This window comes from Fulvivirga sp. (genome assembly GCF_040220315.1).
In the GTDB taxonomy this organism is placed as follows: domain Bacteria; phylum Bacteroidota; class Bacteroidia; order Cytophagales; family Cyclobacteriaceae; genus Fulvivirga.
The window spans coordinates 1-13,906 of the sequence record NZ_JAVJUY010000224.1 but is presented as its reverse complement, the minus strand read 5'-3'; the positions used below and the strand labels follow the sequence as shown (position 1 = coordinate 13,906).

The following is a 13,906-nucleotide window of genomic DNA, read 5'->3' as shown; positions in this document are numbered from 1 at the left end:
GAGTGATGGATCAGGGGCCTGGTGTAGCAAAAGAAGAGCAGGATAAGCTGTTTCAAAAATTTTCAAAATTATCTGCCCGACCAACCGGAGGTGAAAGCTCCACAGGACTAGGTTTATCTTTAGTAAAACGCTATGCTGAATTAATCGAGGCCAATGTATGGTATGAAGACAGATCGGATTATGGTGCTGTTTTTGTCGTGGAGTTTAAACCAATTAAAAAATAAACTAAAACTCCAACGTTAGCTGAGTTTCTTTAGGCTCCTCACGTTCTTCTTGTTCTTCATAGTTCAAATTGCTCAAAGCGAGGCCTAATAATCGGAATCCATTTTCTATCTCTACCTGAGAAGCTAATTCATCATATATCTGCTCGATATGTTCCTTGGTTTCAATCCAATAATCAACTGTTTTGCTACGAGTAATAATTCTAAAGTCCGAGTACTTAGCCTTTAATGTTAAGGTTCTGCCTACAGTCTTTGAGGAAGTCATTCGTCTAACCAACACATCAGTGATTGTACCTAATTCTTTTCGAATAGCCTCCATAGTCATTAAGTCATTGTTAAAAGTGTTTTCTGCACCTAATGATTTCCTTATTCTATTTGGGTTTACTTCCCGTTCATCAATGGCTCTGGCTATTTTATAATAATAGTATCCAGACTTCCCAAATCGATCCACCAATGAGTATTCTTCCCATTTCTTTAAATCAGATCCGGTGAAAATCCCCATTTTATGCATTTTTTCAGCTGTTACCTTACCTATGCCAAAGAACTTTTCTATTGGCATTCTTTCTACATATTCGACTGCCTGATCAGGCGGAATAAGAAACAGTCCATCAGGTTTTTTAACATCAGAAGCTGTTTTAGCCAAGAACTTATTTAAAGAAATGCCGGCCGATGCAGTTAATTGTGTAGTTTCTTTAATTCGTTTTTTTATTTCCAACGCAATGCGTGTTGCGGATTTCATTCCTTTTTTATTGGAAGTAACGTCAAGGTAAGCCTCATCAAGTGACAGAGGCTCCACCAAATCCGTGTAATCATAGAATATTTCCCTGATTTGTTGCGAAACAGCTTTATAAGCATCAAATCGTGGATGAACAAAAATCAATTCTGGGCACCTGCTAGCAGCTATTTTCGAAGGCATGGCTGACTTTACACCGTACTTGCGGGCTTCGTAACTGGCAGCAGCCACTACACCACGCTCAGAAGAACCACCCACAGCCACAGGTTTGCCCTTTAGCTCAGGGTTATCTCGTTGCTCCACAGAAGCATAGAACGCATCCATATCTATATGTATAATCTTTCGCATGCTTAGCGGTTGCCTGAAAACTTTTTATATGACCGTTTAAATAAATGCAATTTGAAATGCCACCCTATATAAACAACTTAAAGTCTGAGTGTTGCTCAAATTAAAAGAAGTATAACCAAAAAAAGGAGGAAACTTGAAAAGAAGAGATTTTGTCCAGCTAGCCGGATTGGGAGCTGCAGGAGCGATGATGATACCCAGTGCATTAATGGGAAAATCAATATCGGCTGAAGCTCTGCTGGAGCCTGGAATGGATATAGCTACTAAAAAGATGATGTCTGATGTTGCATTGAACACAGCAAAGTCGCTAGGAGCTACCTATGCAGATGCACGTATCGGACGATATTTAAATCAATATGTTTTTACCCGTGAGGATAAAGTACAAAATGTTGTAAATACAGAGTCGTTTGGAATTGGTATTAGAGTTATTGCTAATGGTACCTGGGGCTTTGCGTCTACGAATGATGTTTCGCCAGACGGCATTAAAAAAGCAACTAATCAGGCAATAGCCATTGCAAAGGCAAATTCAAAAATACAAACAGAGCCTGTAGAGTTAGCCCCGGTAAAAGGGCATGGTGAAGTTTCATGGAAGACTCCAATTAAGAAGGACTTTAAAGATGTACCCGTTTCTGAGAAGGTAGATTTGCTTTTAAGAGCGAATGCTGCAGCCATGGAAAATGGTGCTAGCTATGTAACAACCGCCTTGTTTTTGGTAAATGAACAAAAATATTTTGCATCTACTGATGGTTCATACATCGATCAGGATGTGCACAGAATTTGGCCATATATGAACGTAACTGCTATTGGAGATGGTAAATTTAAATCCCGTCAGGGATTAAGCGCTCCAATGGGAATGGGTTACGAGTATATGGATGGATTGGCCTCTGAGAAAATTGCTGGCCCACAGGGTACAGGCTTGAACCTGTATAGAAATAGCTACGATATGGTAGAAGATGCCATAGCTTCGGCAGTTCAGGCAAAAGAAATGTTAACTGCTAAGTCGGTTGATCCAGGTAAATATGACCTTGTTTTGGAACCTAATCATTTAGGCCTAACGATTCACGAATCTGTTGGCCACCCATTAGAATTGGATAGGGTGCTCGGATATGAAGCCAATTATGCAGGAACCAGTTTCGCTACCTTGGATAAGTGGAAGTCTGGAGACTTTAACTACGGAAGTAAGTTAGTAAACCTTGTGGCAGATAAAACACAAGTAGGTTCATTAGGTGCTGTTGGGTATGATGACGAAGGAGTGGAGTGTAAGAAGTGGGATTTGGTAAGAGAAGGTATTTTAGTAAACTATCAGGCTATCAGAGATCAGGTACACATGATTGATCAGAATGAGTCTCATGGTTGCTGCTACTCACAAAGCTGGAATGATGTTCAGTTCCAGAGAATGCCAAATGTTTCTTTAGAATCAGGTAAAGAGAAATATTCCGTAGATGATATGGTGAGTGATGTGGAGAAAGGTATTTACATCGCTGGTAGAGGGTCTTATTCTATCGATCAACAACGCTATAACTTCCAGTTTGGTGGTACGGCTTTCTTTGAAATAAAAGATGGTAAAATCACGAATCAGTTAAATGATGTGGCCTACCAGTCAAATACGCAAGAATTCTGGAATTCATGTTCTAAAATTTGTGATAAGGATGATTACCGATTAATGGGTTCTTTCTTTGACGGTAAAGGGCAGCCTTCACAGGTAAGTGCTGTATCTCATGGTAGTTCAACTACCCGATTTGATGGTGTGAATGTGATTAACACTGGACGTACCATCTAATAATGTTTAATTTAAATTGAGATAAAACAATGGCAATATATTCAAAAGAAGAAGCACGTCAGATACTAGAGAAGGCATTATCGTTCTCCAAGGCAGAAACGTGTGAAATAAATCTCTCAGGAAGTGAGAGTGGCAATATCAGATACGCTAGAAATACGGTATCTACCGCAGGCCACAGATCTAATCAAAGTTTGGTGGTTACGTCAAGTTTTGGGAACAAAACAGGCACAGCTACCATCGATGAGTTTGATGATAAATCATTAGAAAAGGTAGTGCGCAGGGCAGAGGAGTTAGCTCAACTTTCTCCTGAAAACCCTGAGTTTATGCCTCCGTTAGGGCCACAGGAATATGATGAATCTAAAACATATAGTGAGACTACGGCTAAAATAAAACCTGAATTCAGAACGCAGGTAGCAGCGAATAGCATCAATCCTGCAAAAGCACAGGATGTTACAGCAGCAGGTTTTCTTGATGATTCCTACAATTTCAATGCGATGATTAATAGCAATGGGTTGTTTGCTTATAATCAGGATACCAATGCAAATTTTACGGTTACGATGCGTACAAATGATGGCACTGGCTCAGGCTGGGCAACAAGAGATGTAACTGACGTGAGCAAATTAGAAGCAGCTGAAGCTTCTAAAAGAGCAATAGATAAAGCACTTATGTCAAGAAAGGCACGTGCGATTGAGCCTGGTAAATACACTGTAATTCTTGAGCCCTCTGCTTCTGAAACGTTATTGGGCAATATGATCAGTTCATTCGATGCAAGAAGTGCTGACGAAGGAAGAAGTTTTATGTCAAAAGAAGGTGGCGGCACTAAGCTAGGAGAGAAGATAGTAGATGAGCGGGTGCATATATATACTGATCCTTTAAATTCTGAAGTTCCTTCAGCACCTTGGAATGGTAGCGGACAGCCATTAAAGAAAATGGATCTTATAAAAGATGGCGTAGCCAAAAACTTATTCTACAGCCGCTATTGGGCAAAAGAAAAAGGAGTAGAGGCTGTGCCATTTCCAAGCAACGGAATAATGGCTGGAGGCGATGCTTCATTAGAAGATATGATCAAAGATACTAAGCGAGGAATTCTAGTAACTCGTTTGTGGTATATCAGAACTGTTGACCCGCAAACATTATTATATACAGGATTGACAAGAGACGGTACTTTCTTTATTGAGAATGGGAAAATAGCTTACCCTATTAAAAACTTCAGATTCAATGAAAGTCCGATTATTATGCTAAATAATCTGGAGACATTGGGTCAGCAGGAAAGGGTAAACGGAAACCTTATACCTTATATGAAAATTCGTGATTTTACGTTCACCAGTCTTTCTGATGCTGTATAAGTTTACTTGAGTTAATTTATTAAAAAGCCTTTTGGTACGAACCAGAAGGCTTTTTTGTGTTCTGTCATACCAACCTTACCAAGCTTTAAAAGCTTAGTAAGGTTAAATCCACAATTAAGTTAGTAACCAGCCTTACCAAGCTTTTAAAGCTTAGTAAGGCTAAATTTCTTTTACAGTTAAAGACTCTCTTGTATCAATCAATTCAGATAAAACACCCATCTCTTTCTTAATCCCTTTTTTGATTGAATACCCAACAATAAAGGCAGCCGGTATTAGCGAAATAGTAATGAAAATCATCATGGTATCACTCAAATAAACATTAAACTCTGGTAAGAGGAGGAAATAGCCAATAACATATAACACTAGAATGGTTATCGTCACAGGGCCATGAATCCGCTTTCTGTAATTGTAAAAACCAAGATACTGTTCATTTACCTCCTTTGCAGATTTGCTCAAATCGATCGTTGAAGATGCATAAATACTATAGCCTTCAATGAGTATTCTAATTGCCAAACCTCCTAGCATGAGTGACACGCCAACATGACTTAAAGTCTCTTGAAATCGAGCCACGTAAACTATGAAGGCCACTATACCAATAAGTGTAATAATAAGTATGCCTATATTCGCAAGATGCATGTTCACAACACTTCTCATCTTTTTCTTTGACAGTTCAATCAATTCCACAGCGCTTACCTTGCTAGCTGGCTGTTCCTTTTTTGATTGCTGCCATTTATTTTTTATATCATCAAAATCCTTACTCATGATTTAATATTTTTTTCAATTGCTTTTTAATTCTATGTATTCGCACTCGAAGGTTTCCTTCGCTTATACCTACTACATCAGCTATTTCTTCGTACTCCAATTCATCCAACACCATCATAATAATTAGCCGATCCATTTTGCCAAGCTTGCCAATTGCAGCATAAAGCTCTTGATTGTCTTGTTGGGTTGTGTTTTCAGTTGGAAACTCTATACCTGATCTTCCTTCTTCCAATGAAACATGCATTTTCGACTTGTTATTACGAATGTATTTCAAACAAGTATTTACTGTTATTCTATATATCCAGGTTTTGTAGCTGGAACCACCCTGAAACTTGTCCAGGGCTCTCCATGTGTTTATAAATGTTTCCTGCGAAAGATCAGCGGCCAGATCTTCATTACCTTTCATAAAACCTTTGCACATCTGATATACCATACCGTAATATTCTGAATGTAGATTTTCGAAAAGCTGATTACTGGGCATATTCGGTTAGGTAGTTATTTACTTGCTTGTAAAACCACTCCGGCTGATCGAACATAATAAAGTGCTTGCTATCATCAGCCATTACAATCGACTTATTTTTCAAGTTAGCATATTGTTGTTCAAAAGTCTTTTGAGTCATTTCTTTTGTTGGAAATGTGGCGCCAAGTATCAAAGTATTCACGTTAATGTTCTGCAATTCTGGTCGCAAATCTAATTTAAGTAAATCCGTATAGCCATACACATAAGTCTCCCGATCTGCAATTTTTGACCAGCTGGCAATTTCTTCAATCTTCTCTTTGGTATTGGTCATGTTAGAGGCCATTCCATAAGCCATTTGAGCAAAAGCATCCGCTTCCATTTCTATAATCCTATTGTTATACGGACTATCATATTGCAATGAACTCGCAGGAACACCTGGCATCATCAGTTCTCGCATACATGGAATTGCGTCAACAAGTATTAAGCCTGAGACTTCATCATTAAAATGTGCCGCGATCTCAGTAGCCAGATTGCCACCCATACTATGGCCAATTACGGTCAGGTTTTGCAAATTTTCTGTTTCAACATATTTAATGAGCTCATCTTTAATAGGAGCATACCAAGGAGTACCGATTGGTTCCAAACCATCAAACCCGGCATAGGTGACTACATGAGTTTCATAAGTTCCATTGAGATTCTGAATAGTCTCGTTCCAGACTGATCCTGGTGTAGTGAATCCAGGCAAAAATAGTATTGGATTGCCTTTGCCTTGTTTTTCAACTTTAATGGCTGATTGACCATACGTTATGTTGATCAAAACCAATGCAGCGAGTGTAAATAGTATTTTTTTCATTGTTCTTTTTGTTTAGAATTTCCCCTTTGATCCAGACATGCTTCAATTGTTACAAAAGCATTAAAAAATTATTATTAAGACCAGGAATTACTAGCAATTCAGGTTTGGGAAAGTTGAGTTTCCATAAACGGTAGGTACTCATGCTTTTAAATAGCCGTTTAAATAAATAATTTTTGATGTGGTATTAATGGCTTGCAACTTAGAGTCAAATCAATAACTTAAAACTATTGATGCATAAAGGCCTTTATAGATGGAATAAGTAGTTTGCTTAAAGATTTGGCCACATTGAATGATAGATAGAAGAACCACCATATTGAATAGGAACAATACGTTTTTCTTTACCAGGCTTCAATATGAGTCAGGTGATTGGGATGTGGATCAAAGAATGCCATCGAATGTGCTCAACTCATTAATTGAATATACTACGCTGAAGGTAGACACCAATGAGAATATTGTGCCTTTGAGTAGCGATGAAATATTTGAATGTCCGTTTTGCTATCTATCAGGTCATAAACTCGTACAGTTTTCCGATAAGGAGAATGAGAACTTTAAAAAGTATGTGGAGAATGGGGGATTTGTGTTTGTAGATGATTGCAACCATGATATTGATGGTCTGTTTGCGAAATCATTTGAAGAGCAGATGATACGCACTTTTGGAGTAGGTAAATTGAAGAAATTGCCAAATGATCATGCGATTTATTCTTCATTTTTCACGTTCGAAGATGGCCCCCCAACTACCTCTCAGGAGTTAAATGGCTGGGGTGACGATCTTGTGCATGATTATTTAAAAGCGGTGGAAGTAGATGGCAGAGTAGGAGTATTATACAGTAACAAAGATTATGGTTGTGAGTGGGATTACGATTTCAGAAACAAAAGATGGTATAAAATTGATAACACGAGGTTTGCAGTAAACATTGTGATGTACGCTTTAACCTCATAATACAATAAGATGGAACAGGATTTGGAAAAAGCAGAGAAGGAAGTAGTTCAATTAGTTGAAAAACTCTCCGATTTAAAAAAGGAAATTGCCAAGGTAATTGTTGGTCAAAATGACATTGTTGATCAATTGATAATTACATTTTTAGCAGGTGGTCATGCCTTATTAGAAGGTGTACCGGGACTTGCTAAAACATTAATGATCAGGACATTATCAGAAGCAATGCACTTGAAATTTAGGAGAATTCAGTTTACTCCAGACTTAATGCCTTCTGATATAGTAGGAACTGAAATTCTTGAAGAAGACCATAGCACCGGTAAGAAGTTTTTCAAATTCAATGAAGGGCCAATTTTCTCCAATATTGTATTGGCTGATGAAATCAACAGAACACCACCTAAGACACAGTCCGCGTTGTTAGAAGCCATGCAAGAATTTGAGGTGACTTATGCAGGTAAAACATATTCATTAGATCGACCATTCCTAATCCTTGCTACCCAAAACCCAATAGAACAGGCTGGAACGTTTCCTTTACCTGAAGCACAATTAGACAGGTTCTTATTATACATCCAATTAGATTATCCCGGAGAAGCGGAGGAAACTGAAATACTAAAATCTACCACCGGAAAGAAAAAAGAAAAAGTGAATGGTGTAATCTCTGGTGAAGATATTGTAAAGCTTCAGAGTATGGTTAGAGATGTGCCAATTAGTGATGATCTCGTGAGTTTGGTAAGTAAACTAGTACGAGCAACCAGACCAGCAACTACAATTTCTGACTATGTAAAAGAATGGGTGGCTTGGGGCGCTGGCCCGAGAGCAGGACAGGCAATCATACTCACGGCCAAAGCCAATGCATTGCAAGAGGGTAGGCTGAGTGTAACCAAGGCTGATATTGAGAAAGTAGCACTACCAGTTTTACGTCATCGAGTAATCGTCAACTTTAAGGCTGAGGCCGAAGGAGTTACATCCGATGATGTGACAAAACAATTATTAAAGACTATCGATATCTCTAACAACGGAGCAGTGTAATGAACTATCAGGAACTTCTTACCCCTGAAAACCTTAACAGCGTTAAGGGGCTTGAGTTTGTTGCTAAAACAATACTCGAAGGCCATACTGCGGGCTTAAACAGGAGTCGCAAAGTAGGGCAGGGTATGGAGTTTAGTCAGTATAGAAGTTACGAGCCGGGTGATAATTTGCGATTGTTAGATTGGAAAATGCTCGCCAGGTCATCACGTTATTACATCAAACAGGCTGAGATTGACACCAACATTGCTGTAAAGTTTATTATAGATGCCAGCGCTTCAATGCTGCATCAAGATCAGGGACTCACTAAAATGGATTATGCTCGTTTTATGTGTGCTACTTTGGGGTACCTCACCAGCCATCAGGGAGATGCAGTTGGGCTTTTTGCATTGAATGAAACTGAGCTTAAAACACTTTACCCAAAAGCGCATGTTAGGCACTTCAATCGTTTTTTGCATTACCTGGTGGAGATCGAGAATAAAGGTAAATGGCCTTCAAATAGTGCGGATATTAGAGAGCTGCATGATAGAAAGCATAAAGAGTTAATCGTGTTCATCTCCGATCTTTATCAAGAAAATAATGAGCTTCTGGATTTTGTAAAATCGCTGAAAACCAATAGAAATGAAGTGGTAGTAATTCACCTGATGGGTGAAAACGAATTAAATTTCAATTACACAGGAAGTGTAACATTCGAAGATTTAGAAACGCATTCCAGGGTTAAATTATCAGCTGCCGATGCGAAGGAAATCTATGAACAGAATATATCAGAATTTCTATTCAATGTGAATGAGGCTCTTCTCAGAGAAGGGATTGATTATAACTTATTTTCAACCGCTACCTCTATCGGAGAAATGCTGAATAGTTTTTTAAAACGTAGAAATGCCCTTATCTGATGGAGTTTGTCAATGCATCATATCTCTATGGATTATTTGGGCTAGTGATACCTATAGCGATACACCTTTGGAGTAAGAAGGAAGGAAAAGTAATTCAGGTAGGTAGTTTAAAATACATTCCTGAATTTGAAACGAAGCAGTCGAAAAGCGTCAAGCTAAATGAATTGCCCCTTTTAATCGTAAGGTGTTTGGTGCTTAGTTTATTCTGTTTGTTGATGGCTGAATTACTAACAGTTAAAAAGGCTTCAAATACCAACGCCATTGTACTTATTGAACCTTCATTGCTGCAAGACACAAGGGTTAAAAATGCGTTAGATACATTACAAATGGAAAAGCGTTTGCTGAGTAAAGGTTTGAGCTTTATTGAGGATCAAAATGAGTCATTCGAAACGGTACCAATATGGGATGTATTTGATGAGGTAAGCAAGCTACCTGCGGATACGGTATATATTTTAACAACAGTTACTGAAAATGACTTAAGGGGAAAACGCCCTGCCACAAATAAGGTAGTACACTGGTTGCCAATTGAATCGTTAGAAAATGAAGAATACACTCATAGAAGCTTCTCCAATGGTTATGATTTGGTTGCTACTAGTAATGCGATATCAACAAAGTACCAATGGTCGCAAAGGGCGTCAGAAGTGTCAAATCAAGTTGAAAATTGGGATACTTTGAAAATTGACATCGTTTATGACTTAGAATTTGAGAAAGAGCTCAAATATTTTCAATCGGCATTGGCCACCATTTCTGAAATTGCCAAAAGACCTATAATTATTAATGATATCACATTAAATAAATATCAAAATTCAAGCTCCGATTGGCTGATTTGGCTATCAAAAGAGCCACCATCGGCACAACAGGCCGGAAATATCTTATCCTATCGTGAAGACATTCTAAAGCCTATTTTATCAAACACTAACGGTCATTTTTATCTGAATAACCGTATTACACATGATAATTTCATTGCTGAAGATTTTATCGGTCAGCTTTTTGAAATAATAATCCCAATTACGTCAGATACAAAAGAACAGAGACAAGTACCAATTGAAATGGTCAAGCTAAATCAATCTGATATCGAAATTGGGGCAACAAATAAAGCAACAGCCGATTGGCTTTGGTTAGTTTTTATTGGCTTATTTCTTTTTGAACGATTTTATTCCATGAAAAGAAAGCAATGAAGAGTGGAATAGACATATTGAATAAAGTAACGCTTAAATGGCGGTTGGTCTATTTAGCCAATGCTGTTCTACTAGCAAGTGGTTTAACATTACTCATACTTTTTATTATAGAGCTTAAGCATTTAGGCTTAATTAGTCTAGCATTCATTTCAAGTCTGGCACTTTTTATTCTCATCTATAGACCATGGAAAATCAATACCCAAAGAAGCTCCAGATGGCTGGATGTATCGTTCGGGATGGCTCAGAATAGCTCATTTTTATTGGTTTCTGACAGTGGGGATAGTTCAGTGATTGCCAAAGTACAACGTAAGCGTATCTCAGAAATTCTAGTTGCCAATGAAGAACATATTGGATGGCCTGCTTCACTAAAAAACGGATTAATTGGTCTTTTACTGTTTACAATTTCGGGCTTCCTATTAAGTCTGATTGATATTAATTCTACTGATACGGTAAAGCAACAAAAAAGTGATTTGGCCTTCGCTTCGTCTGATTCTGTTTTTACTGATCATGTGCTAAGTATCACTAAACAAGAGGTGCGAATTAATTACCCGAACTATACCAGATTGAATTCAATTACTAGCGAGAATTTCAATATTACTGCACTAGAAGGCTCATTCATTACCTGGAAGGTTGCGTTTTCTGAGAAACCCAAAAGTCTTCTTCTGGAGATGAACAATGGCAAGCAGTTCTCTTTTAAACAGAATGATGATGAGTATCAACTAACCAGTCAGTTACAGGCCAGCGGATTTTACAAATTAATCTATACAGATGCCAATAAAAAACAGTATGAAACAGAGCTTTTTCAGATCATTGCACTACCAGATAAGGAGCCGGAAGTTGCCATTGAGAAATTAGATCGGTTTACCATATTAGAAATTGATGACCCCTGGAAACTGCAGTTTACTTCCAAAATGTTGGATGACTACGGCCTCGATTCAACTGCTATTGTGGCCACGGTGAGCAAGGGCTCAGGTGAGGCTGTCAAGTTCAGAGAAGAACGAATGACATTCGATAAACCTTTGAAAACTGGAAGCAAGAGCCAGACCCTTACAAAATCAATTGACATAGCTAAGCTGGATATGACCCCAGGTGATGAGTTGTATTTCTATGTAGAAGTATTCGATAACAAACGCCCAAAATCAAATAGAAACAGGACAGAGACCTATTTTGTGAGTATCAGAGATACCACAAAAATTGAGTTTTCATTAGAGGGAGCGTTAGGTGTGGACTTAATGCCAGAATATTTCAGAAGCCAACGGCAGATCATTATTGATACAGAAAAATTGGTGAAACAGCATGGTAAAATTTCTAAGAATGATTTTGATTTCACGAGTAATGAACTTGGGTTCGATCAGAAAGCACTACGCTTAAAATATGGCCAGTTTATGGGTGAGGAGTTTGAAAGTGGAATTACGGAATCTGAAAGTGAGGAAGTGGAGGCTGATCATGACCATGAACATGACGATAAAGACCCACTGGCAGAATATTCCCATGCACATGATAGTGATAATGAACATAACCTCGTACCTGAAGAAGAGAAGGAAGAAGATCCTTTACATGATTTTAAGCATGATCATGACGATCCTGAAGAAGCCACTTTGTTTACTTCGTCAATCAGAGGCAAACTGCGTGCAGCCATGAACGAAATGTGGGATGCAGAATTGTATTTACGACTCTATCAGCCCGAAAAGTCATTGCCTTATCAATACAAGGCACTAGAGTTGATCAAGGAAATTAAAAATCATGCACGTATTTATGTTCATAGGATAGGTTTTGATCCGCCTCCAATAAAAGAAGATAAACGGCTTTCTGGTGATATAAAAGAGGTGCAATCAGGAACAAATAAAATAGTTTCTGAAGAAGAAAAGAATTACCCTGCCATTGAAAAAGCTATTTTTTATTCTGAACAAATCATAAAAGAAAGCCTTAGAGAATATGACTCAGAAGTATTTAAAAACGCTGGTAATGAATTAGCCGCATTGGCGATAGATCAACCGGGAAGGCATTTTGCAACCCTGCAATTACTCCAACAATTAAACTTGAAGCAGGTTGAACCAGAGAGTTTGTATTCAGCTTTAAAGAAGGTACAGTCAGAATTAAGCAAAGCGCTTCCTGTAGAAAATGTGTTAAATGGCCAAAATCATGCCTCAGAAGACGATTTAACTCGTGTGTATTTGAATCATCTTACTAAATCATAGAATGAGTAATGGGTGTTCTAAAAACTGATTTGTTGTGGTATGTCATTCCAACAATGCTGGTATTGTTTAGTTTACTAGCTTTTCTGGATTCTAAGAATGGCAAATTATACGTTTCTCGGTTGGTGGCCCTGGCAGTTGTTTTAATAAGTATTGGACTACTATATCTTGAGCCATTTTATTTCGCTGCTGCTGATGTTGATACAGTCATCATCACGACAGATGGAGCTAACAAAGAAGATAGTTTAAGATTGAAATATCCTAATAATAAGTTCATTGAGTGGTCAGATACCATCAATGCTTCTGATTTAAAAAACCATGTTGTTATTAACGGTTATGGTTTTCCTGAGTATGATTTGTACAAATTAGAAGGCAAAAAGGTTGATTTTATTCCAGCCGATAAGCCATCTGGGATAATCGATGTCAATTACAATAGTATTGCCAATGTGGGTGAAAATCGGGCAGTTCAATTAAAAGTGAATGACCTTAAAGATTCCTGGATAAAGCTCTCAATGTTGGGTGACGTAGTTGATTCTGTGCAAGTGGCTACTGATTCAATGGAATTAGTAGCATTGAATTTTACACCCTTAATTGCGGGCAAAAGTCTTCTCAAGCTAATTGTGGAAAATAATACTTCCATCTCACAAGAAGAACAGTTGCCTGTGGTAGTTCAAGAGCCTGATAAATCAGCTGTATTAATGTTGAATGATCAACCAACTTTTGAATCTCGGTTTTTAAAAAATCATTTGATCGAACAGGGTCATAAGGTATTTGTGCGATCAAAAATTACCACTGAACGTTTTCGTTATGAAAATTCGGGATTTGAATTTGACAAGCTACCGTACTTGTCTGATCACGTACTGAGTGAGTTTGATCTATTGGTTATACCAGCAACTATTATTTCAAATTTAAGTCGAACTGAACGATTGAGTATAGAAAAAAAAATAAGAGAGTCAGGTTTGGGATTACTGGTTTTAGTTTCGAGTGCTTCAGACAAGATTCCAAGTTGGTTAGATTTTAGCGTTCAAGCTTTGGAAGATGAAAAGTACCAACTTGAATTGAGCAATAAACGAATTGCAGTTGAATCGATAGGCAACATTAGTTCAAAAAATGTATTGAGTGAATGTCATCTGGCAGCTAATGAAGTATGCTTGAAAGTAACTCAACCGCTAGGGCAAGG

13 protein-coding genes are annotated in these 13,906 nt (G+C 38.0%); 9 read left to right on the top strand and 4 right to left on the bottom strand.

What is annotated here, in order from left to right:
* Window positions 1-224 (top strand): sensor histidine kinase (locus RLO81_RS10920; protein ID WP_350111372.1); only part of this gene is annotated, 224 nt, incomplete at its 5' end.
* Between the two features lies 1 nt (window position 225).
* Here the strand turns inward: RLO81_RS10920 and dinB are convergent.
* Window positions 226-1,302 carry a DNA polymerase IV gene (gene dinB, locus RLO81_RS10915; RefSeq protein WP_350111369.1) on the bottom strand — a complete coding sequence of 359 codons (1,077 nt, stop codon included), beginning with the start codon at window positions 1,300-1,302 and terminating at the stop codon, window positions 226-228.
* A gap of 133 nt (window positions 1,303-1,435) precedes the next feature.
* Here dinB and RLO81_RS10910 point away from each other — a divergent pair, with 133 nt between their 5' ends.
* Together RLO81_RS10910 and RLO81_RS10905 are read left to right on the top strand one after the other, a co-directional pair.
* The gene (locus RLO81_RS10910) at window positions 1,436-3,079 is read left to right on the top strand and encodes a TldD/PmbA family protein (RefSeq protein ID WP_350111366.1); all 1,644 of its coding nucleotides are present in this window, start codon (window positions 1,436-1,438) and stop codon (window positions 3,077-3,079) included.
* A gap of 29 nt (window positions 3,080-3,108) precedes the next feature.
* Window positions 3,109-4,425 carry a TldD/PmbA family protein gene (locus RLO81_RS10905; RefSeq protein WP_350111363.1) on the top strand — a complete coding sequence of 439 codons (1,317 nt, stop codon included), beginning with the start codon at window positions 3,109-3,111 and terminating at the stop codon, window positions 4,423-4,425.
* Window positions 4,426-4,584: 159 nt separating this feature from the next.
* On the opposite strand, the gene RLO81_RS10900 is transcribed toward RLO81_RS10905, so the two are convergent.
* From RLO81_RS10900 to RLO81_RS10890, 3 genes are read right to left on the bottom strand one after another with little or no spacing between them, the layout of a single operon-like run.
* Window positions 4,585-5,187: a hypothetical protein gene (locus tag RLO81_RS10900; protein WP_350111360.1), complete on the bottom strand. Its 603-nt coding sequence runs from the start codon at window positions 5,185-5,187 to the stop codon at window positions 4,585-4,587.
* Window positions 5,180-5,668 carry an RNA polymerase sigma factor gene (locus RLO81_RS10895; protein WP_350111358.1) on the bottom strand — a complete coding sequence of 163 codons (489 nt, stop codon included), beginning with the start codon at window positions 5,666-5,668 and terminating at the stop codon, window positions 5,180-5,182. The genes RLO81_RS10900 and RLO81_RS10895 overlap by 8 nt, the downstream gene beginning before the upstream one ends.
* Window positions 5,658-6,500 (bottom strand): alpha/beta fold hydrolase, encoded by an 843-nt coding sequence (locus RLO81_RS10890; RefSeq protein ID WP_350111356.1) that lies wholly within the window; start codon window positions 6,498-6,500, stop codon window positions 5,658-5,660. The genes RLO81_RS10895 and RLO81_RS10890 overlap by 11 nt, the downstream gene beginning before the upstream one ends.
* A 289-nt stretch (window positions 6,501-6,789) precedes the next feature.
* On the opposite strand from RLO81_RS10890, the gene RLO81_RS10885 reads away from it, so the two are divergent.
* The 6 genes from RLO81_RS10885 to RLO81_RS10860 all read left to right on the top strand — a co-directional run.
* Entirely contained in the window at window positions 6,790-7,440 is a 651-nt protein-coding gene (locus RLO81_RS10885) for a DUF4159 domain-containing protein (protein ID WP_350111354.1), read from the top strand.
* A gap of 9 nt (window positions 7,441-7,449) precedes the next feature.
* Window positions 7,450-8,463, top strand: a complete 1,014-nt coding sequence (locus RLO81_RS10880) for an AAA family ATPase (protein ID WP_350111352.1) — start codon at window positions 7,450-7,452, stop codon at window positions 8,461-8,463.
* Complete coding sequence (locus tag RLO81_RS10875) at window positions 8,463-9,353, top strand: DUF58 domain-containing protein (RefSeq protein ID WP_350111349.1); 891 nt, start codon at window positions 8,463-8,465, stop codon at window positions 9,351-9,353. Before RLO81_RS10880 ends, RLO81_RS10875 begins: the two co-directional genes overlap by 1 nt.
* The gene (locus tag RLO81_RS10870) at window positions 9,353-10,531 is read left to right on the top strand and encodes a BatA domain-containing protein (protein WP_350111346.1); all 1,179 of its coding nucleotides are present in this window, start codon (window positions 9,353-9,355) and stop codon (window positions 10,529-10,531) included. Before RLO81_RS10875 ends, RLO81_RS10870 begins: the two co-directional genes overlap by 1 nt.
* A complete protein-coding gene (locus tag RLO81_RS10865) occupies window positions 10,528-12,729 on the top strand; it encodes a DUF4175 family protein (protein WP_350111343.1) in 2,202 nt (733 codons plus the stop codon). Before RLO81_RS10870 ends, RLO81_RS10865 begins: the two co-directional genes overlap by 4 nt.
* Window positions 12,730-12,737: 8 nt before the next feature.
* Window positions 12,738-13,906, top strand: a 1,169-nt coding sequence (locus RLO81_RS10860; protein ID WP_350111340.1) for a hypothetical protein, incomplete at its 3' end; no start/stop codon positions are given.